The organism is Bradyrhizobium sp. DOA9 (assembly GCF_000617845.2).
In the GTDB taxonomy this organism is placed as follows: domain Bacteria; phylum Pseudomonadota; class Alphaproteobacteria; order Rhizobiales; family Xanthobacteraceae; genus Bradyrhizobium.
Genome location: NZ_DF820425.1, coordinates 4,791,980 through 4,811,897 on the forward strand (window position 1 = coordinate 4,791,980; position 19,918 = coordinate 4,811,897).

The following is a 19,918-nucleotide window of genomic DNA, read 5'->3' on the forward strand; positions in this document are numbered from 1 at the left end:
ATGCGGGCCCCGACCGACATTGCGCCGCATGCCGGCTACCCCGCGCAATTGCTCGCCGTGTCCTGGCGCGCGCTGGCGCAGCTCGCGCGGTCGCCGTCGCATTCGCGCCGCGCCGAGGCCGCCCGGAGGCTGGCGCGGCATTCGCTGTGGCTTGCCATGGCGGGTGCAGCGCTGGTGATCGCCCTGATGGTCGCGTTCGATCAGACCGAGATCCTGCTGATGCCGCCGCGCGGCACGCCGAGCCTGTGGCCGATCCGGATCCTGACCGATTTCGGCAAGGACGAGTATATCCTCTCGGTGCTGGGGGCTGCGCTGGTGGTACTGGCGCTCGTCGCGGCCGGGCTGCGCGGGAGCCGCCGCACACTGCTGCTTGGCTTCGGCACGCGGTTGCAGTTCGTGTTTCTGTCGGTTGCCGTGTCGGCCTTCGTCGCCGAGATCCTGAAATATCTCATCGGCCGCGGACGTCCGTTCGTCGGCGGCAAGGCCAATCCGTTCAACTTCGTCCCGTTCGAAGGGACGGGGGCTTATGCCAGCCTGCCGTCGGGCCACGCCGTGGCGGCGTTCGCCCTGGCGTTTGCGGTTTCCGCATTGTGGCCGCGCCTGCGCGTCTTCATGTTCACTTACGCAATCGTGATCCTGCTGACGCGCCTGGTGCTGCTGGCGCATCACCCGAGCGACGTCGTGGCCGGCGCTCTGGTCGGAACGGTCGGCGCCATGGCGGTTCGCTACTGGTTCGCGGCCCGAAAGCTCGGCTTTGCCATCCGCGCCGACGGCACCATCGTGCCGCTTTCTGGGACAGTTTCCGGCCGCCTCAAAAGGGTTGCCCACCGGGCATCCGCCCCATAAAAGCGGCTGCCTGCCGGGACCGCCGGTTCCCTTGGGGCAGGTCACGTCCAACCACGAGCCTCGATTTGTCGACGTCCCAGCCTTCGGTTTCCCAGCCTTCGGTTTCCATCGTCGTTCCCGTGCGCAACGAAGCCGACAACGTCGCGCCGCTGATCGCCGAGATCGGCGCGGCGCTCGACGGCCGCTGGGCTTACGAGATCATCTACGTCAACGACGGCTCGACCGATGCCACCGGCGAGCGGCTTGCCGCCATCATGAAGGAGCGGAGCAATCTGCGTCAGCTTCGCCATGCCAGATCGGGCGGCCAGTCGGCGGCGGTGCGCAGCGGCGTGCGCGCGGCGCGGGGCGAGATCGTGGCGACGCTCGATGGCGACGGCCAGAACAATCCGGCGTTCCTGGCCGACCTGATCGCGGCGGTCGAGAAGGGGGCAGGGCGCGTCGGGCTCGCCGCCGGCCAGCGGATCGGGCGCAAGGACACCGGCTTCAAGAAATTCCAGTCGCGCGTCGCCAACGGCGTTCGCAATGCCATCCTGAAGGACGGCACGCGCGACACCGGCTGCGGGCTGAAGGCGTTCCGCCGCGACGTCTTCCTGATGCTGCCCTATTTCGACGGGCTGCATCGTTTCCTGCCCGCGCTGGTCCGCCGCGAAGGCTACGACATCGCCTATGTCGACGTGATCGACCGGCCGCGCCATTCCGGCGTGTCCAACTATGGCTTCTTCGACCGGCTGTGGATCGGCATCATGGATCTCGCCGGCGTCTGGTGGCTGATCCGCCGCAAGAAGCCGACGCCTGAGGTGACTGAGGTGAACGCATGATCATTCAATACGGTCAGGCGCTGAGCAATTATCTCTATGACGTCTTCGTCGCCAAGTTCGACTTCTGGCTGGCGTTCGGCCTCGTCGCGCAGCTGTTCTTCACCGCACGCTTCCTGGTGCAGTGGATCGCGAGCGAACGCGCCGGCAACAGCGTGGTGCCGATGGCGTTCTGGTTCTGCTCGATGGGCGGCGGGCTGATGACGCTGGTCTACGGCGTCGTCAAGCGCGAGCCCGTGATCATCCTCGGACAGTCGCTGGCGACCATCATCTACATCAGAAACATCATGCTGATCTGGAAGAACCGCGGCACCGCCTCGAAGACGCTGGACCGCTGATCCAGCGTTCGGCTCCGCTTGTTGAAGCCCGGCAACGTTGCCGGGCGAGATGCCCAATCCTGATGCTCACATCGCCGCTTTGAGGGCAGCGAAGCCGCGGTCGAGATCGGCCTTGAGGTCGTCGGTGCTCTCGAGCCCGATGTGGAGACGCAGCGTCGGGCCGCCGGGCGCCCATTTGGTCGCGGTGCGATAGGCATCGCAATCGAAGGGAATCGCAAGGCTCTCGAAGCCGCCCCAGGAAAAGCCCATGCCGAACAGTTTCAGCGTGTTGAGCATGGTGTCGACGGCCTGTTGCGGCGCCGGCTTCAGCACGATGCTGAACAGGCCCGAGGCGCCGGTGAAGTCGCGCTTCCAGATCGCATGACCGGGATCGGTCTCGAGCCCGGGATGCAGCACGCGCGCGACCTCAGGCCGGCCAGCGAGCCAGCGCGCCATCTCGAGCCCGGAGCGATGATGCTGCGCCAGCCGCACCGACAGCGTACGCAGACCGCGCAGAGCCAGGAAGACGTCGTCGGGGCCGGCGCAGACGCCGAGCAGGCGGATGCCTTCGGCAATCATCGGCCAGGCCTTGGCGTTCGCCGAGATGGTGCCGAACATGATGTCGGAATGGCCGCCGATGTATTTGGTGGCGGCCTGCATGCTGATGTCGACGCCCTGTTCCAGCGAGCGGTGATAGAGCGGCGTCGCCCAGGTATTGTCGTCGATGACGAGCGCACCGCGCCCATGCGCGACGTCGGCGATGGCGCGGATGTCGGGCATCTCGAACGACTGCGAGCCCGGCGCCTCCACCAGAACGGCCCGGGTGTTGGGCTTGAACAGCTTTTCGATGTCGGCGCCGATCAGCGGATCGAAATAGGTGGTCTCGACACCGTAGCGGGTCAGCATGCCGTTGCAGAAATTGCGCGTGGGCCGATAGACGTTGTCGACCACCAGGATGTGGTCGCCGGCCTTCAGCACCGAGAGCAGGGTGGTGGAGATCGCCGACAGTCCCGACGGCACGATGCCGACGCCGGCGCATTGCGGACCCTCCAGTGCCGTCAGCGTCTCCTGGAACGCCTTGGTGGTTGGGGAACCATGGCGGCCATAGGTGAACTCGCCGCGATGGGCGTGCAGGTCCTCGGCGGTCGGATAGAGCACGGTCGAGCCGTGGAAGACCGGCGGATTGACGAACCCCTTCTGCGCCTTGGTGTCGCGGCCGGAGGTGACCAGCCGGGTCTCGGCCTGCTGCTCTTGGGGGTGCGAAGAATCCATGCGTCTGCTTTCAAAACCGCGTTTCCAACGGACGCACCGCGCCGCCTGGGCCGGCCGAAAGGCCGCGGTCGTTAATAACAGAACACAGAAGAGTCCCGTCAACCCCTTGACCCGGCTCGCCAGTCGTTCTGTGATGCGCAGGTGCTATTCAGTCGCCGCATGTTGAGGGGCCTGCCGCGACCTTCGATCCATTGCCTGACCGGACCTCGCGTCACAGCCAAAGAGATGGCGGGCGCCAGCGGCGGGGATGAAGGTGTGGCCTCCCGGGATCGGCGAGTGTTCGGCAAGGTTTCCAGCATGACTCTTGCAAGGCCAGACTCTTGAAAGACCTGACTCTTGAAAGACCTGGCCTGGCAGAGACGAACCTAAAGACAACATTCCTGACCTTGAGACGACCTTGAAAGGCCCAAAGCCCATGAAACGCGTACCCCTGGCTCTCACCCTCGCCCTCGCCGCCGGCCTCACCGCCCAAGCCGCCGATGCGCAAACGCTCAAGACCGTCAAGGACCGGGGCATGGTGTCCTGTGGCGTCAGCCAGGGCCTGCCGGGCTTCTCGTCGCCCGACGACAAGGGCAACTGGACCGGCATCGACGTCGATGTCTGCCGCGCCATTGCCGGCGCGATCTTCAACGATCCGACCAAGGTCAAGTTCGTGCCGCTGTCCGCCAAGGACCGCTTCACGGCGTTGCAATCCGGCGAGATTGACGTGCTCTCGCGCAACACCACCTGGACCATCTCGCGCGACACCTCGCTCGGCGCCAATTTCACCGGCGTCACCTATTACGACGGGCAGGGCTTCATGGTGAAGAAGTCGCTCAAGGTGAATTCGGCCCTCGAGCTCAACAGCGCATCGGTCTGCGTGCAGACCGGCACCACCACCGAGCAGAATCTCGCCGACTACTTCAAGGCCAACAACATGAAGTACGAGGTGATCGCGTTCGCCACCAACGACGAAACCGTCAAGGCCTATGAAGCCGGCCGCTGCGACGTCTTCACCACCGACCAGTCGGGCCTGTACGCCAACCGCCTCAAGCTCGCCAATCCCAACGACCATATGGTGCTGCCCGAGATCATCTCGAAGGAGCCGCTCGGGCCGATGGTGCGCCACGGCGACGACCAGTGGTTCGACATCGTGAAATGGACGCTGTTCGCGATGGTCACCGCCGAAGAGCTCGGCATCAGCTCGAAGAACGTCGACGAGAAGGCGAAGCTGGAAAATCCGGAGCTGAAGCGCGTGCTCGGCAGCGACGGCAATTTCGGCGAACAGCTCGGCCTGACCAAGGACTGGGTGGTGCGGATCGTGAAGACCGTCGGCAATTACGGCGAGGTGTTCGATCGCAACGTCGGCGCCGGCTCGCCGCTCGCCATCAATCGCGGTGTCAACAATCTCTGGAACAAGGGCGGTCTTCAGTACGCGCCGCCGATCCGCTGATCAGCCCTGATCGGCCGGCAGCGGCATGAGCACCGAGGCTCGAAAACCGCCGCCCCAGATCGCGCTGAAGATCCGGCGCATTATGGGCGGCAAGGCAGGCTGGAACGGCGTTGCCGTCCAGTTTGCCTTCGCGGCGATCCTGGGCTGGATCGGCTACGAGATCGTCTCCAATGCGCGGGCCAATCTCGAAAACCAGCACATCGCCGCCGGCTTCGGCTTCCTGAGGAACAATGCCGGCTTCGACGTCAACCAGACCCTGATCTCCTATACCGGCTCGGACACGTTCCTGCGCGTGTTCGTGGTCGGGCTGTTGAACACGCTCGTGGTCTCCGTGGTGGGCATCTTCTTCGCCACGGTGATCGGCTTCATCGTCGCGCTGTGCCGGCTGTCGCCCAATTGGCTGCTGTCGCGGGTCGGCGAGATCTATGTCGAGGTCATCCGCAATCTGCCGCTGCTGTTCCAGATCCTGTTCTGGTATCTGGCAGTGCTCGCGGCTTTGCCCAATCCGCGGCAGAGCATTTCCCTGTTCGGCATTGCCTTCATCAGCAATCGGGGCCTCGTCGTTCCCAGCCCGGTCGGCCAGGGCGGTCTCGAGCCGTTCCTCGCAGTGCTGGCGCTCGGCATCGTCGCCTCGCTGGCGCTGCGCTTCTATGCGAGGCGAGCGCTGTTCCAGCGCGGGCAGGTGATCCGCATCTGGCCTTCCGTGCTGGCCTTGCTGTTCGGGCTTCCGCTGGCCACGATGCTGGTTTTCGGTCTGCCCTTCACCTTCGAGCTGCCGCAACTGAGGGGCTTCAACTTCGCCGGCGGCTCACGCATCATCCCGGAATTCGTCGCGCTGACGGTGGCGCTGTCGACCTATACCGCCGCCTTCATCGCCGAGATCGTGCGCGCCGGCATCCTGTCCGTTCACAAGGGGCAGATGGAGGCGGGATCTTCGCTGGGCCTCAGCCGAGGCGCCACGCTCCGCCTCATCGTCGTGCCGCAGGCCATGCGCGTCATCGTGCCGCCGCTGACCAACCAGTACCTCAATCTCACCAAGAACTCGTCGCTGGCGGTCGCGATCGGCTATCCTGACCTGGTGTCGGTGTTCGCCGGCACGTCGCTGAGCCAGACCGGGCAGGCGATCGAGATCATCGCCATGACGATGGGCGTCTATCTCCTGATCTCTCTCCTCACCAGCGCGATCATGAGCGTCTACGGTTGGCGCGTCAGCCGGAGTCTCGGCGCATGAGCGATGTCATCTCATCCAATTTCGTCCGCCGGGACCTGCTCGCCGAGCGTCCGGCGCCGGTGAAGACGACGGGCTTCATCGGCCTGATGCGCACGCGCCTGTTCAACTCGCCGACCAACATCCTGCTGACGATCCTGGGCGCCTTGCTGCTCTGGTTCACCATCGTTCCCTCCGTCAAGTTCCTGATGGTCGATGCGGTCTGGAGCGGCAAGGACCGCGCCGCATGCCTCACCGAGAATGCCGGCTTTGCGGTCGGCGCCTGCTGGCCCTACATCCAGGCTAAGCTCCCGCAACTGATCTACGGCTTCTATCCCGAGGCCGAGCGCTGGCGGGTGAACCTGACGCTGTTGCTCGCCGTCGTCCTGCTGCTGCCGCTGCTCATTCCGCGGCTGCCGGCCAAGAGCCTGAATGCCGGCCTGTTCTTCGTCGCCTTTCCGGTGGTGGCCTTCTTCCTGCTGCACGGCGGCGGCATCAAGGGCTTTGGGCTGAGCTGGACGGCCGGGCTGCTGCAATTGTTCGACGAGAGCATCGTCGGGGCCGGACAGGCGCTGCTCACCTCGAGCAGGACCTCCGCGATCGGCCCGCTGCTGTGGGGGCTCGGGAGCCTCATCGTCCTGCTCGGCACGGTGATCCATTGGCTGATCTTTCCGCTCACCTGGCTGCGCGATTATATCCAGGGCACGGGCCAGCCGGTCTGGGCGGATTTCGCCGTCACGGCCGCGATCGTCTGCGTGATCGCCTTCGTTCTCGGCGGCGGTGTTCGCACCGGAGGGCGGGCTCTGGCATCGAGCATCGCCACCTTCATCGGCATCGCCGTCGTCATCAGGCTGCTGGATCTCGACCACGGCGGATTGCCCATCGTAACGACGAATCTGTGGGGTGGCCTGCTGGTGACGCTCGTGGTCTCCGTCACCGGAATCGTCACCTCGCTGCCGATCGGCATTGCGCTCGCGCTGGGCCGCCGCTCGACCATTCCCTTGATCCGGGTCTTCTCGATCGCCTTCATCGAGTTCTGGCGCGGCGTGCCGCTGATCACCGTGCTGTTCTTCGCAACCTACATGCTGCCGCTGTTCCTGCCCGGCAATTTCACCGTCGATGGCCTGGTGCGTGCGCTGATCGGCATCGCGCTGTTCACCGGCGCCTATCAGGCCGAGAACGTCCGCGGCGGGCTCGCGGCGATCCCGCGCGGACAGAGCGAGGCGGCCGCCGCCCTCGGGCTGTCCTGGTGGAAGACCACCTCGCTGATCGTGCTGCCGCAGGCGCTGCGCCACGTCATTCCGAACCTCGTCAACAGCTTCATCTCGCTGTTCAAGGACACCTCGCTGGTCTCGATCGTCGCCCTGTTCGATCTGCTCGGCTCGCTGCGCGCCTCGTTCGCGGATCCGAAATGGTCGACGCCGTCGACGGCGTTTACCGGCTTCGCCTTCGCCGGGATCATCTACTTCTTGTTCTGCTTTGGAATGTCGCGGTATTCGTTGTTCGTCGAGCGCCGCCTCAACGCCCACCGCCGTAACTGATCGAGGCCACCATGTCCGAGCCCATCGTCAATATTTCCGGCCTGAACAAATGGTACGGCGAATTCCACGTCCTGCGCGACGTCGACCTCGCCGTGCAGAAGGGCGAGCGCATCGTGATCTGCGGCCCCTCGGGCTCGGGCAAGTCCACGCTGATCCGCTGCATCAATGCGCTGGAGGAATTCCAGGAGGGTGAGATCGTCGTCGACGGAATCGAGCTCGGGCCGAACCTCAAGCACATCGACGCGGTCCGCCGCGAAGTCGGCATGGTGTTCCAAAGCTTCAACCTGTTCCCGCATCTGACCGTGCTCGACAATTGCACGCTGGCGCCGATCTGGGTCCGCAACATCCCGAAGAAGGACGCCGAGGCGACCGCGATGAAGTTCCTGGAGCGGGTTAAGATCCCGCACCAGGCCAACAAGTTTCCGGGCCAAATGTCCGGCGGCCAGCAGCAGCGTGTCGCGATCGCGCGAGCCCTGACCATGAACCCGAAGGTGATGCTGTTCGACGAGCCGACCTCGGCGCTCGACCCCGAAATGGTCAAGGAGGTGCTCGACACCATGGTCGACCTCGCCGAGGAAGGCATGACCATGCTGGTCGTCACCCACGAGATGGGCTTTGCCCGCGAGGTCGCCAATCGCGTCGTGTTCATGGACGCCGGGCAGATCATCGAGGCCAACACCCCGAACGAGTTCTTCGCTGCCCCGCAGCACGCCCGCACCAAGCTGTTCCTGAGCCAAATTCTGCGCTGAGTCCGGCAACCTGTGGCTCCGCTGGTCTGGCCGCAAGCCTGGCACCATCCGAATCGGCTTGCCTCTTTCCGGACCCATCCTCCGGAGAGAGACCTTGCACAGCAGTGCCGGCGCGCGCGCATACCAGAATGCGCGACTGGAAAAGAAGCTGAGGAAGCAGGCGGACGCCGTCATGGCCTTCGCGATCGAGGCGCTCGGGCAGGGCAGGCCCGATGAGGCGGAGATGCTGTGCCGCGAGATCTTGAAGGAGGTGCCGGATCATTTCCATGCCACGCACCTGCTCGGCCTGCGTGCGTTCGACGGCGGGCGGCTCGACGAGGCGGAATTCCTGCTCGAGCGTGCGATTGCGCTCGATCCGCGCTCGCCCGATGCGCACGGCAATCTCGGAGCGGTGTATTTTGCGCTGGAGAAATTCAGCGAGGCCCGCGCATGCCAGGAGAAGGCCATCGCGCTGAAGCCGAATTGTCCGATCACCCTGACCAATCTCGGCAATACGTTGCTGCACATCGGCCGCGGCGATGAGGCGATCGGGCTGCACGAGCGGGCGATCAGGCTGAAGCCGGACTACGCCGATGCGTTCTGCAACCGCGGCATGGCGGAATTGATGACGGGCCAGTTCGAGCGCGCCAGAGCGAGCTTCGATCGCGCCCTGGCGCTTCAGCCGTCTCACGCCGAGGCGATCGCGGGCAGGGGGATGGTCAGCCTCGAGCTCCGGCACTTCGCGGAGGCGGCCGCCGCCTTCGACGCCGCGCTGGCGATCAAGCCGGGTTCGCCGCGGATTCTGCTGCAGCGTGGACGGCTCAACTTGAGTTTATCCCGGCTGGAGCAGGCGGCCGCGGATCTCGACGCGGCGCTGGCGCAATCGCCACGGCTCGAGCTCGCGCTGTGCTGGCGGGCGCAGATCGACATTCTCGCGGGAGACACGGCGCGGGCAATGGCGGGGGTCAAGACGCTGCTCGAGGTCAATCCGCGATCCGAGATGGGGCTGGCGCTGCTGGCGGCTTGCCACGTGAACCAGGGAGATATCGCAACCGCACTCGCACATCTCGACGCGGCGCTCGAGATCGCGCCCGACTTTCCGGAGGCGATCGGATACAAGATTTTCGTGCTGGACTACCTGCCGGAGGCCGATTTCGCCGCGCAGCAGGCCGCGCGAAAATACTGGTGGGACGCGATCGGCGCGAAGCTGCCGCAACGGACGCTGGCGCCGCGGCCGCTCGATCCGAACCGGCGGATCGTGATCGGATACGTCGCGTCCGAATTCAGGAACCACTCGGCGGCTTACTCTCTGTTGCCGGTGCTGCGCAATCATGATCACGCCCAGTTCAAAGTCGTCTGCTATTCCTGCTGGCCGGTGCAGGACGAGATGACGGAGAGCTTCAAGCCTCTCGCGGATGTCTTTGTCGATGCCGCGCAATTGTCGGACGACGAACTGGCCGACCGCATCCAGGCCGATGGGATCGATATTCTGATCGACGTCTCCGGGCACACGACCGGCAGCAGGCTTCATGTCTTTGCTCGCAAGCCGGCGCCGATCCAGGTCACGGGCTTCGGGCACGCCACCGGAACAGGCCTTCGAACTATGGACTACGTGCTCGCGGATCCGATCTTCATCCCGCACTCGGCGCGCCATCTCCTGGCCGAGAAGGTGCACGACCTGCCGTGCCTGATCACGATCGATCCGATCCTGGACATGCCGCCTTCGGAGCCTCCCATGCTCCGCAACGGCTACGTCACTTTCGGGGTGTTCAACCGCATCTTCAAGATTTCGGGCGAGGCGATCCAGGTGTGGTCGAACGTGATGCATGCGGTGAGGGGGTCGAAGATCATCGTCAAGAACGGGCTGCTTGACGATCCATTGCTGCGCGATCGCCTGATCGCGCGGTTTGCGGCACAGGGGATCGGCGAAGAGAACGTCATCTGCATGGGCTCGACCTCGCGCCCCAAGCATCTGCGGGCCTTCGCGATGGTCGACATTTCCCTCGACACCTTCCCGCAGAACGGCGGCATCAGCACCTGGGAGTCCCTCTATGCCGGCGTTCCCGTGGTCGCCAAGCTCGGCAACGGCGCCTCGTCGCGTGCCGGCGGCTCCATCGTCGCGGCCGTCGGCCTTCAGGACTGGGTCGCCGAGGATGACGCGGGCTATGCCGCGATCGCGTGCAAATATGCGGCGCAGCCGGCCCACCTGGCAAAGCTGCGGACGGATCTGCCGGCTCGGATCGCAGCCTCGCCCGCCGGTGATGTCGAACATTACACGCGTGAGGTCGAAGCGGCCTATCGTCGGTTCTGGCGCGATCATTGCGCCGCCGCCTCAGAGGTGGCGTAAGAATATCCTGCGCCGGGCCCCGTGAAATCCCGGAGGCGACGGGGCTCGGGTGACCGGCCGGCCAGGCTCGCGAATCAGTTAGACTCGACCCAGGGCATCCTCCGGAGAAACACCTTGCAGAAGAGCGGCGGCGCGCGCGCGTTCCAGAATGCGCGATTGCAGAAGAAGTTGATGAAGCAGGCCGACGCCGTCATCGCCGCTGCGGCGAACGCCTACGGCCAAGGCCGATACGCCGAGACCGAGGCGCTGTGCCGCGAGATCCTGAAAGCCCTTCCGGATCATGTCGATGCCATGCACTTGCTCGGCATGTGCGCCCATGACGGCCGGCGCCTCGATGAGGCGAGAGAGCTGCTGGAGCGCGTGATTGCGCTCGATCCGCGCCTGCACGATGCCCACAACAACCTCGCGACCGTGCATTTCGACCTCGGCAATTACGAGGAGGCGCGGCGCTGCCAGGAGAGGGCGATCGCGCTGAAGCCGAATTTCGCAGTGGCGATCACCAATCTCGGCAACACGCTGATGCATATGGGGCTGTACGAACAGGCGCTCGAGATGCATGAGCGCGCGATCAAGATCAAACCGGATTATGCCGATGCGCTCTGCAATCGCGGCATGGTCGAGATCGTGCTTAGGCAGATCACGCGCGCCAAGGAGAGTTTCGATCGCGCGTTGCTGTTTCAGCCGCGTCACGCCGAGGCCATCGTCGGCAGCGGCATGGTCAGCATTGAACTGCGGCATCACGCGGAGGCGGCAGCCAAGTTTGCCATGGCGCTCGCGATCAAGCCCGGCGCGCCGAGGATCCTGGCCCAGCGCGGGCGGCTCAGCTACGAGCTGCAGCGCCTGCCCGAGGCGCTGGCGGATTTCGAAGCGGCGCTCGCGATCTCGCCCAAGCTCGAACTGGCGCTCCGCGGCAAGGCACAGACCTGCCTCTTGATGGGAAAGACCGCGCAGGCGATGGCGGCTGCAGCGGCGTTGATCGAGCAAAGTCCGCGCTCCGAGATGGGGCACGCCCTGATGGGCTTCGCTTATTCGAACCAGGGAGACATGGAAGCTGCGATCCAAAATCTCGATCGCGCGCTTGCCCTCCGGCCGGATTACGAAGATGCGATCAGGGGCAAGATCTTCTTGCTGGACTACCTGGCGGAGGCCGATTTCGCGGTCCAGCAGGCGGTGCGAACGTCCTGGTGGGATGCGATCGGCTCGAAGATTCCGCAAAGGACGCTCTCGAAGCGACCGCTTGATCCGGACAAGCAGATTGTGGTCGGCTACGTCGCTGCCGAATTCCGACAACACTCGGCGGGCCTCACCTTGCTGCCGATCATGCGCCATCACGATCACGCCAACTTCAAGATCATCTGCTATTACTCATGGCCGGGGGCGGACGAGTACACCGCCATGTTCAAATCACTGGCGGACGTCTGGGTCGACGCCTGGGGGCTTTCGGACGACGAACTCGCCGACCGCATCGAGGCCGACAAGGTCGACATTCTGATCGACGTATCGGGCCACACGACCGGAAACAGGCTGCAAGTGTTCGCGCGCAAGCCGGCCCCGATCCAGGCCACCGGGTTCGGACATGCGACCGGCACGGGCATGCAGACCATGGACTATGTGCTCGCGGATCCCGTTTTCATTCCGCCTTCGGTCCGGCACCTGTTTCCAGAAAAGATCCAGGACCTGCCTTGCCTGATCACGATGGAACCCGTTTTGGATCTGCCGCCTTCCGAATTGCCGATGCTTCGTAACGGCTACGTCACCTTTGGCGTGTTCAACCGCATCTACAAGATCTCGGATCAGGCGATCTCCGTGTGGTCGCGCCTGATGCGGGAACTGCCGGGATCGAAGATCATCCTCAAGCATGGTTTGCTCGATGATTCCCTGCTGCGCGATAGCCTCGTTGCACGCTTCGTGGCGCAGGGCATTGCCGAGGAGAACATCACGTGCCTCGGCGTCACCTCGCGCCACGACCACCTGTTGGCCTTCGATAAGGTCGATATTTCGCTGGATACGTTCCCGCAAAATGGCGGCATCAGCACCTGGGAGTCGCTCTACGCGGGCGTTCCTGTCGTGGCCAAGCTCGGCAACGGCGCCTCTTCGCGTGCCGGAGCCTCTATCGTGGCCGGCGCCGGGCTCGGCGATTGGGTCGCCGAGGACGACGAGGGCTATATCGAGATCGCTCGCAAATTTGCTTCGCAGCCCGCACTGCTGGCGAAGTTGCGCGCAGACCTGCCGGCCAAGATCGCGGCCTCGCCCGGCGGCAATGTCGAGATCTACACCCGCGAGCTCGAAGCGGGGTACCGCAAGTTCTGGCGCGACTATTGCGCCGCTGCCGCCGAGCGCGGCGACGCTGCGGTCAGCGGGACGGACGCATCTGGCGGCTCCTGAACCGCATCCTGCCGGTGAGCCCCGGGATCTCCCGGACGGATTTCTGGTCCGGCAGTTCGGCCGGGCCGATACGCGAATCAGCTAGACTCGGCCCTGGGCCATCTTCCGGAGAGACACCTTGCAGAGCAGCGCCGGTGCGCGTGCATTCCAGAATGCGCGATTGCAGAAGAAATTGAAGAAGCAGGCCGACGCCATCATTCCCGCCGCGGCGAACGCCTATGGCCAGGGCAGGTATGCGGAGTGCGAAGCGCTCTGCCGCCAGATCGTGCAAGCCGTTCCGGATCATTTCGACGCCACGCACCTGCTCGGCCTGAGCGTGCAGCAGGGCGGGCGCCTGGAGGAGGCGCAACAGCTGCTCGAGCGCGCGATCGCGATCGATCCGCGTTCGCACGAGGCGCAGACCAATCTCGCGACCGTCTACGTCGTTCTTCAGAAATTGGAGGCGGCCCGCGCCTGTCAGGAGAAGGCGATCGCGCTGAAGCCGAATTTTACGCCGGCCCTCGTCGGCCTCGGCAACACCTTGCTCCAGATGAGCCTGCCCGCACAGGCCATCGAGGTCTACGATCGTGCCATCAAGCTGAAGCCCGACTACGCCGACGCGCTTTGCAATCGTGGCGTGGCGGAGCTGGCGCTGTTCCGGTTTGACCGCGCCAGGGAGAGCTTTGATCGCGCGCTGCTGTTTCAGCCGCGCCACGTCGAAGCGCTCATCGGCAAGGGCATGGTCAGCATCGAGCTCAGGCGCTATGACGAAGCGGAAGCTGCGCTCGCAGCGGCGTTCGCGATCAAGCCCGATTCGGCGAAGATCCTGGCGCAACGCGGACGCCTCAACGCGGCCCTGTCGCGGCTGGAGCAGGCAGCCGCGGACTTCGATGCGGCACTCGCGCTTTCGCCCCGGTTCGAAGTGGCCTTGCGGGGAAAGGCAGAGGCCGCGCTCGGCCTGGGGAAAACGGCGCAGGCGATCCTGGCCTGCACGACCTTGCTCGAGCAGAATCCACGTTCCACGATCGCATTGGCGTTGCTGAGCTCCTGTCTTGCAAATCAGGGAGAAATCGCCTCCGCAATCGAACATCTCGACGCGGCGCTGGCGATCTCGCCGGATCCGGACTTGATGGCGCGGAAGATCTATTTTCTCGATTTTCTCCCCGACGCCGATTTCACGATCCAGCAGGCGACACGAAGGTCCTGGGGCGAAGCGATCGGTGCCCGCGTGCCGCAGCGGAAGCTCGCTCCCCGGCAGCTCGATCCCGACAGGCGGATCGTGATCGGCTATGTTTCCGCCGAATTCTGGTATCATTCGGCGGCGTTCGGCCTGCTGCCGGTGCTTCGCCATCACGATCATGCCAGCTTCAAGGTCGTCTGCTATTCGTGTTCGCCGACTCAAGATGCGATCACAGCCGAATTCAAGTCGGCGGCAGACGTCTGGGTCGATGCCTGGCAGATGTTCGACGACGAACTGGCCAATCGCATCGAGGCCGACGAGGTCGATATCTTGATCGACGTGTCCGGGCATTCGTCGGGCAACAGGCTCCAGATCTTCGCCCGCAAGCCGGCTCCCATCCAGGTCACGGGCTTCGGACACGCGACCGGTACGGGCCTTCGGACGATGGACTACGTGCTCGCGGACCCCGTCTTCATTCCGCAATCGGCACGGCATCTGCTGACCGAAAAGGTCTATGATTTGCCGTGCCTGATCACGATCGATCCCATCCTGGATGTGCCGCCTTCGGAGCTTCCCATGCTCCGCAACGGCTACGTCACCTTCGGCGTGTTCAACCGCGTCAACAAGATCTCGGACGAGGCCATTCGCGTGTGGTCGAAGGTGATGCGGGAGGTGGCGGGATCAAAGATCATCATCAAGCATACGCTGCTCGACGATCCCCTGGTGCGCGACGGTCTCCTCGCGCGCTTTGTGGCCCACGGGATTGCCGAGGAGAAGATCACCTGCCTCGGCTCGTCCGAGCGCACCGATCATCTGCGAGCCTTCGCGTTGGTCGATATTTCGCTCGATCCATTTCCGCAGAACGGCGGCGTCAGCACCTGGGAATCCCTCTATGCGGGCGTCCCGGTCGTCGCCAAGCTCGGCCACGGCGCATCCTCGCGCGCCGGCGGCTCCATCGTGGCCGCGGTCGGTCTCGACGACTGGGTGGCCGAGGACGACGAGGGCTACGCCGCGATTGCGTGCAAATTCGCTGCCCAGCCCGCGCATCTGGCAAAGCTGCGCGCGGAATTGCCGGCCCGGATCGCAGCTTCGGCCGCGGGCAATGTCGAAACCTACACCCGCAGGGTCGAGGAGGGCTACCGCAAGTTCTGGCGCGATTATTGTGCCGTCGCCGCGGAAGGCGGGGAGGTCGCCTAAACCGGCCGAACTGCGCAGAGCTTGTGGCGTGCGCCCTCGACCCGCGGACGCGCGGCGACGATCAAACGAAGGGCGGCTTGATGTTGCTGCGCTTCTCCAGCCATTCCGGCACCGGCAGGTTCTTGGCGCGCATGAAGTCGGCGTTGAACAGCTTCGACAGATAGCGGCTGCCGGAATCGCACAGCACGGTGACGATCGTCTTGCCGGGCCCGAGCTGCTTGGCAAGCCGCATCGCGCCGACGACATTGATGCCCGTCGAGCCGCCGAGGCACAGACCTTCGTGCTGGAGCAGCTCGTAGATCGCGCTGACGGCGTCGGTGTCGGGAATGAGATAGGCATCGTCGACCTTGGCGGTCTCGACGATCGCGGTGGCGCGGTTGAGGCCGATGCCCTCCGTGATCGAGCCGCCCGGCGTCGCCTTGGGATCGCCGGTCCTGAAATATTCGTACATGCCGGCGCCATGCGGATCGGCGCAGGCAATGCGGATGTTCTTGTTCTTCTCCTTCAGATAGCGGCTGACGCCGGCGAGCGTGCCGCCGCTGCCGACCGAGCAGACGAAGCCGTCGACCTTGCCGCCGGTCTGCTCCCAGATCTCCGGCCCCGTGGATTCGTAATGTGCCTTGGCGTTGTCGAGGTTGTTCCACTGGTCGGCGAACAGCACGCCGTTGGGCTCGGTCTTGCGCAGCTCGTCGGCGAGCCGCCGGCCGACATGCTGGTAGTTGTTGGGGTTGGCGTAGGGAAGGGCCGGCACTTCGATCAACTCGGCACCGCATAGCTTCAGGAAATCCTTCTTCTCCTGGCTCTGCGTCTCCGGGATCACGATCAGGGTGCGGTAGCCGCGCGCGCTGGCGACCACCGCAAGGCCGATGCCGGTATTGCCGGCGGTCGATTCCACCACCAGTCCGCCGGGCTTCAGCTCGCCGCGCTTCTCGGCCTCCAGGATCATCCATTTGCCGGCGCGGTCCTTCACCGACTGACCGGGATTCATGAATTCGGCCTTGCCCAGGATGGTGCAGCCGGTCAATTCCGAGGCGCGCTTGAGCTGGATGAGGGGGGTGTTGCCGATGGCTTCGACAACGTCGTTGCGAATGGTCATGTCAGGGGAAATCACTACCAATGGGTTGATCGGCTTTGGGTGCGAACCTAGTGCTTGGGAGGCCAAAGGGGAAGGCTTTTGCGCTGCGGCGAACCCGACCGAAACGCTCGCGGAAACAGTGATCTGCTCGAGACGAGACCGGTGATGATGCGCGCCGCGAGGCGGGATGTCGGCAGCAGGAAACGGCCCAACCCCGGCCTGTACACGAAAGGATTATGCTCGCGATGTGCGGTCCCGCGACCAATTTTGCCGCGTGAGACGGGTCGTCACCTACGGCACGCGAGGCTTCGGCGTCGGGACTGGGCTCGCTCTCCCGCGTGCCAAGTGGGAGCGGCGAAGCACGCCCGCGGACAATTCTGGTGCGATCCAGCAGCAATAGCGCTGCGGCAACGGGTGCGGGCGCAATATCACATGAAATCTTGGTAAGCTTGCTTACGTTTTCCAATGCTTCGTGTTGAGAGAAATCTCTGCAGGACAGGCATTTTTCGTATTCTTTCTGGCTCGCTCCCAGCTCGTTGGCTCGGGCATCTCGCAACTGTGGCACTGTCCCGCCGTTCCGCGCCCGGCTAGTATGGATCTCAGGTTCCGCAGAAAGCATCATCGCTGTGAACGCATCGTCCAAGGCCCCCCGACTGTCCTGCCGCGAATCGGTTAATCCGGCAGCGTTGCGGCGGCTTGATCTGCCCGGCGGGGGGTGGATGTGACACAGCAAGTTCCAGCGATCGCCTCGCGGCGGTCTCTCGGTTCTGCATTCGGAACGCTGCGCGCAACGCGATGGATTGCGGTGCTGTGCCTCGCCGCCGGCTCGGGGGCCTGCGTGCTGACCCAGGATCTTCCCGATCCCGCGCTCGACGTTCCCACGCAGTACAAATATGCCGGCAAGCGCGATGCGCCGCCGTCGCTGGATTGGTGGCGCGGCTTCCGCTCCGCGGAATTGACGCAGCTGATGGAGGAGGCGCAGACCGTCAACCTCGACATCGCCGCGGCCGTGGCACGCATCGTCCAGGCCGACGCCCAGGCGCGGCAGGCCGGCGCCGCGCTGCTGCCGAGCCTGTCGGGGGGCGGATCGGAAACCTATTCGCGCACCTCGGGCTCCTCGTCGTCCGGCCTCACCAATGGCGGGCGCGAGGTCGTCAATTATTCCGCCTCGCTCAGCGCGAGCTATCAGCTCGATTTCTGGGGCCAGAACCGCGACGCGCTGCAATCGGCCGAGGAGACGGCGAATGCCAACCGTTTCGATCGCGACACGGTCGCGCTGACCACGCTCGCCGCCGTCGCCAACGCCTATTTCCAGGTGCTGGCCTCGCAGGACCGCATCCGGACCTCTCAGCGCAACATCGCGAGCGCGCAGCGCATCCTCGATGCGGTCAGGGAGCGCCGCAAGGCCGGCACCGGCACCGATCTCGACGTCGCCCAGCAGGAGAGCGTGCTGGCGAACCAGAAGGCGCTGGTGCCGCCGCTGCGCCAGACACTCGACCAGAACGTCAACGCGCTCGCCGTGCTGGTGTCGCGCCCGCCGGAGAGCGTGCGCGTGCACGGCGGCTCCCTGGACCGGATCGCGATTCCGCGTGTGACGCCGGGCCTGCCGTCGGAGCTGCTGACGCAGCGGCCGGACATCCGCCGCCAGGAGGCCCAGCTTGCCTCCGCCACGGCGAACATCGGCAATGCCCGCGCGCAGTTCTTTCCGACGATCCAACTCACCGGCAATGGCGGCTATCAGAGCTCGGCGCTTGTCTCGCTGTTCCAGCCGCATGCGGCGTTCTTCCAGCTCGTCGGCAGCGCCACGCAGCCGATCTTCGACGGCGGCAAGATCCTCGGCAATTTCGAATTCGCCAAGGCGCGGCAGGACGAGCTGCTGCAGACCTACCGCAAGACAATCATTCAGGCCTTTACCGACGTCGACAACGCGCTGTTCTCGATCAAGCAGACCACGATCAAGCTGCAATTGCAGCGCGACGTCGTTACCGCCTCGCAGCGCGCCTTCGATCTGTCGGAGCAGCAATTGCGCGCCGGCACCGCCGACATCGTGACCGTGCTCAACACCCAGCTGACGCTGTTCACGGCGTTAGACGCGCTGTCGCAGGCCCAACTCGCACGGCTTCTCGCCATCGTCAGCCTGTACCAGGCGCTCGGTGGCGGCTGGGAGCCGAGGATGGAGAAACCGGTCAATGCTCTTTAAGCCGGAGACGAAGCAAGACGCGAAGGAGGGGACGGCGAGAAGATCGCGCGGCCGCGGCTTCGTCATGACCCTGATCACGCTCGCCATCCTCGGCGGCCTCGGCTATTTCGGATGGACCGTCTGGCATCAGCAACCACAGCAAGCGAACGGCCGCAACCAGCGGCCCGATCTGCCGGTGCCGGTGCTGGCGGCGACGCCACGCATCCAGGACGTGCCGGTCTATCTCGACGGCGTCGGCGCGATCCGCGCGCTCAACACCGTGACGGTGCGCTCGCAGGTCGACGGCAAGCTGATCGCGGTCAACTTCACGGAAGGCCAGGACGTCAAGAAGGGCGACGTGCTCGGCGAGATCGATCCGGCGATCTACCAGGCACAGTACGACCAGGCGGTCGCCAAGAAGGCGCAGGATCAGGCCCAGCTCGCCAACCAGCGCATCGACCTCGCGCGCTACGAGCAGCTCGCCGCCTCCAACGCCGGCTCCAAGCAGCAGGCCGACACCCAGCGCGCGCTGGTGGCGCAGACCGAGGCGCTGGTCAAGGCCGATCAGGCCGCGATCGACAACGCGGCGGCGACACTCAGCTACACCAAGATCGTGGCGCCGATCTCGGGCCGCGCCGGCCTGCGCCAGGTCGACCAAGGCAACATCATTCACGCCTCCGACACCACCGGCCTCGTCGTGATCACGCAATTGCAGCCGATCGCGGTGTGGTTCAGCCTGCCGCAGCAGCAGATCATGCGCGTCAACGCCGCGGCGGCGAAGGGGACGCTCCCCGTCGACGTGTTCGGCAATGACGGCGTTACGGTGATCGACACCGGCAAGCTCACCGGCATCGACAACCAGGTCGACCAGACCACCGGAACGCTGAAGCTCAAGGCCGAATTCCCAAATGCCAATTACCAGCTCTGGCCGGGCCAGTTCGTCAATGTCCGTCTCAAGGTCGAGACCTTGACGCAGGCGCTGGTGGTGCCGACCTCGGCGGTGCAGCGCGGCCCGATCGGCACTTTCAGCTACGTCATCGGCGCGGACAACATCGTCTCGGCAAGGGCCGTGACGGTGACCCAGCAGAACGAGCATGACGCCGTCATCGCCAGCGGCCTGTCGGCGAGCGACAGGGTGGTCACCACGGGCTTCGCAAATCTGTCCGACGGGTCCAAGGTGTTTGTCGGCCGTGATGATCAGACTCCGTCGGCCGATCTCGCCCCGCGCAAGCGCCCGCGCGCACCGGACGCTCAGAAGAAGGACGGTGCCAAGGAAGACCAGAAGGACGGGCAAGGCAAGGACGGCGAGTTCCGCGCCAAGCGCAAGAGCAGCGAAGGCGACCAGAAAGGGCAGACCGGGCCGGCTCCTGGGCCGGGGGCATCGGGAAGTGGAGTCAAGCAGCCATGATCCCGACAAC

The 19,918-nt window shown here is 64.9% G+C and carries 14 protein-coding genes; 12 read left to right on the top strand and 2 right to left on the bottom strand.

What is annotated here, in order from left to right:
- The 3 genes from BDOA9_RS22495 to BDOA9_RS22505 all read left to right on the top strand — a co-directional run bounded on the left by BDOA9_RS22495 (window position 1) and on the right by BDOA9_RS22505 (window position 1,999).
- Window positions 1-846 carry a phosphatase PAP2 family protein gene (locus BDOA9_RS22495; protein WP_025036221.1) on the top strand — a complete coding sequence of 282 codons (846 nt, stop codon included), beginning with the start codon at window positions 1-3 and terminating at the stop codon, window positions 844-846.
- A 65-nt stretch (window positions 847-911) separates the two neighbouring features.
- Window positions 912-1,664 carry a glycosyltransferase family 2 protein gene (locus tag BDOA9_RS22500; protein ID WP_042336372.1) on the top strand — a complete coding sequence of 251 codons (753 nt, stop codon included), beginning with the start codon at window positions 912-914 and terminating at the stop codon, window positions 1,662-1,664.
- On the top strand, window positions 1,661-1,999 hold the full coding sequence (locus tag BDOA9_RS22505) for a lipid-A-disaccharide synthase N-terminal domain-containing protein (protein WP_025036223.1): 339 nt from the start codon (window positions 1,661-1,663) through the stop codon (window positions 1,997-1,999). The genes BDOA9_RS22500 and BDOA9_RS22505 overlap by 4 nt, the downstream gene beginning before the upstream one ends.
- Before the next feature lie 66 nt (window positions 2,000-2,065).
- On the opposite strand, the gene metC is transcribed toward BDOA9_RS22505, so the two are convergent.
- On the bottom strand, window positions 2,066-3,250 hold the full coding sequence (metC, locus tag BDOA9_RS22510; protein WP_025036224.1) for a cystathionine beta-lyase: 1,185 nt from the start codon (window positions 3,248-3,250) through the stop codon (window positions 2,066-2,068).
- Window positions 3,251-3,665: 415 nt separating this feature from the next.
- Here metC and BDOA9_RS22515 point away from each other — a divergent pair, with 415 nt between their 5' ends.
- The 7 genes from BDOA9_RS22515 (at window position 3,666) to BDOA9_RS22545 (ending at window position 15,246) form a co-directional block, all read left to right on the top strand.
- Complete coding sequence (locus BDOA9_RS22515; protein WP_025036225.1) at window positions 3,666-4,682, top strand: amino acid ABC transporter substrate-binding protein; 1,017 nt, start codon at window positions 3,666-3,668, stop codon at window positions 4,680-4,682.
- 25 nt (window positions 4,683-4,707) lie between these two features.
- Window positions 4,708-5,913 carry an amino acid ABC transporter permease gene (locus BDOA9_RS22520; protein ID WP_025036226.1) on the top strand — a complete coding sequence of 402 codons (1,206 nt, stop codon included), beginning with the start codon at window positions 4,708-4,710 and terminating at the stop codon, window positions 5,911-5,913.
- Window positions 5,910-7,430 carry an amino acid ABC transporter permease gene (locus BDOA9_RS22525; RefSeq protein WP_025036227.1) on the top strand — a complete coding sequence of 507 codons (1,521 nt, stop codon included), beginning with the start codon at window positions 5,910-5,912 and terminating at the stop codon, window positions 7,428-7,430. Before BDOA9_RS22520 ends, BDOA9_RS22525 begins: the two co-directional genes overlap by 4 nt.
- An 11-nt stretch (window positions 7,431-7,441) precedes the next feature.
- A complete protein-coding gene (locus BDOA9_RS22530; protein WP_025036228.1) occupies window positions 7,442-8,179 on the top strand; it encodes an amino acid ABC transporter ATP-binding protein in 738 nt (245 codons plus the stop codon).
- 94 nt (window positions 8,180-8,273) lie between these two features.
- Window positions 8,274-10,505, top strand: a complete 2,232-nt coding sequence (locus BDOA9_RS22535) for an O-linked N-acetylglucosamine transferase family protein (protein WP_025036229.1) — start codon at window positions 8,274-8,276, stop codon at window positions 10,503-10,505.
- A 114-nt stretch (window positions 10,506-10,619) separates the two neighbouring features.
- Window positions 10,620-12,890: an O-linked N-acetylglucosamine transferase, SPINDLY family protein gene (locus BDOA9_RS22540; RefSeq protein WP_025036230.1), complete on the top strand. Its 2,271-nt coding sequence runs from the start codon at window positions 10,620-10,622 to the stop codon at window positions 12,888-12,890.
- 118 nt (window positions 12,891-13,008) lie between these two features.
- Window positions 13,009-15,246, top strand: coding sequence for a tetratricopeptide repeat protein (locus BDOA9_RS22545; RefSeq protein ID WP_025036231.1), 2,238 nt, complete (start codon window positions 13,009-13,011; stop codon window positions 15,244-15,246).
- Between the two features lie 61 nt (window positions 15,247-15,307).
- On the opposite strand, the gene BDOA9_RS22550 is transcribed toward BDOA9_RS22545, so the two are convergent.
- Window positions 15,308-16,342 (bottom strand): cysteine synthase A, encoded by a 1,035-nt coding sequence (locus tag BDOA9_RS22550; protein ID WP_025036232.1) that lies wholly within the window; start codon window positions 16,340-16,342, stop codon window positions 15,308-15,310.
- 694 nt (window positions 16,343-17,036) lie between these two features.
- Here BDOA9_RS22550 and BDOA9_RS22555 point away from each other — a divergent pair.
- On the top strand, window positions 17,037-18,521 hold the full coding sequence (locus BDOA9_RS22555; RefSeq protein ID WP_025036233.1) for an efflux transporter outer membrane subunit: 1,485 nt from the start codon (window positions 17,037-17,039) through the stop codon (window positions 18,519-18,521).
- The gene (locus BDOA9_RS22560) at window positions 18,511-19,908 is read left to right on the top strand and encodes an efflux RND transporter periplasmic adaptor subunit (RefSeq protein WP_025036234.1); all 1,398 of its coding nucleotides are present in this window, start codon (window positions 18,511-18,513) and stop codon (window positions 19,906-19,908) included. Before BDOA9_RS22555 ends, BDOA9_RS22560 begins: the two co-directional genes overlap by 11 nt.
- Window positions 19,909-19,918: the final 10 nt, after the last annotated feature.

Bases quoted from the DNA above. Each gene is read 5' to 3' on its own strand.
- BDOA9_RS22530 (WP_025036228.1), top strand. From the start codon at position 7,442: ATGTCCGAGCCCATCGTCAATATTTCCGGCCTGAACAAATGGTACGGC.
- BDOA9_RS22515 (WP_025036225.1), top strand. From the start codon at position 3,666: ATGAAACGCGTACCCCTGGCTCTCACCCTCGCCCTCGCCGCCGGCCTC.
- BDOA9_RS22525 (WP_025036227.1), top strand. From the start codon at position 5,910: ATGAGCGATGTCATCTCATCCAATTTCGTCCGCCGGGACCTGCTCGCC.
- BDOA9_RS22505 (WP_025036223.1), top strand. From the start codon at position 1,661: ATGATCATTCAATACGGTCAGGCGCTGAGCAATTATCTCTATGACGTC.
- BDOA9_RS22550 (WP_025036232.1), bottom strand. From the start codon at position 16,342: ATGACCATTCGCAACGACGTTGTCGAAGCCATCGGCAACACCCCCCTC.
- metC (WP_025036224.1), bottom strand. From the start codon at position 3,250: ATGGATTCTTCGCACCCCCAAGAGCAGCAGGCCGAGACCCGGCTGGTC.
- BDOA9_RS22495 (WP_025036221.1), top strand. From the start codon at position 1: ATGCGGGCCCCGACCGACATTGCGCCGCATGCCGGCTACCCCGCGCAA.
- BDOA9_RS22520 (WP_025036226.1), top strand. From the start codon at position 4,708: ATGAGCACCGAGGCTCGAAAACCGCCGCCCCAGATCGCGCTGAAGATC.
- BDOA9_RS22560 (WP_025036234.1), top strand. From the start codon at position 18,511: ATGCTCTTTAAGCCGGAGACGAAGCAAGACGCGAAGGAGGGGACGGCG.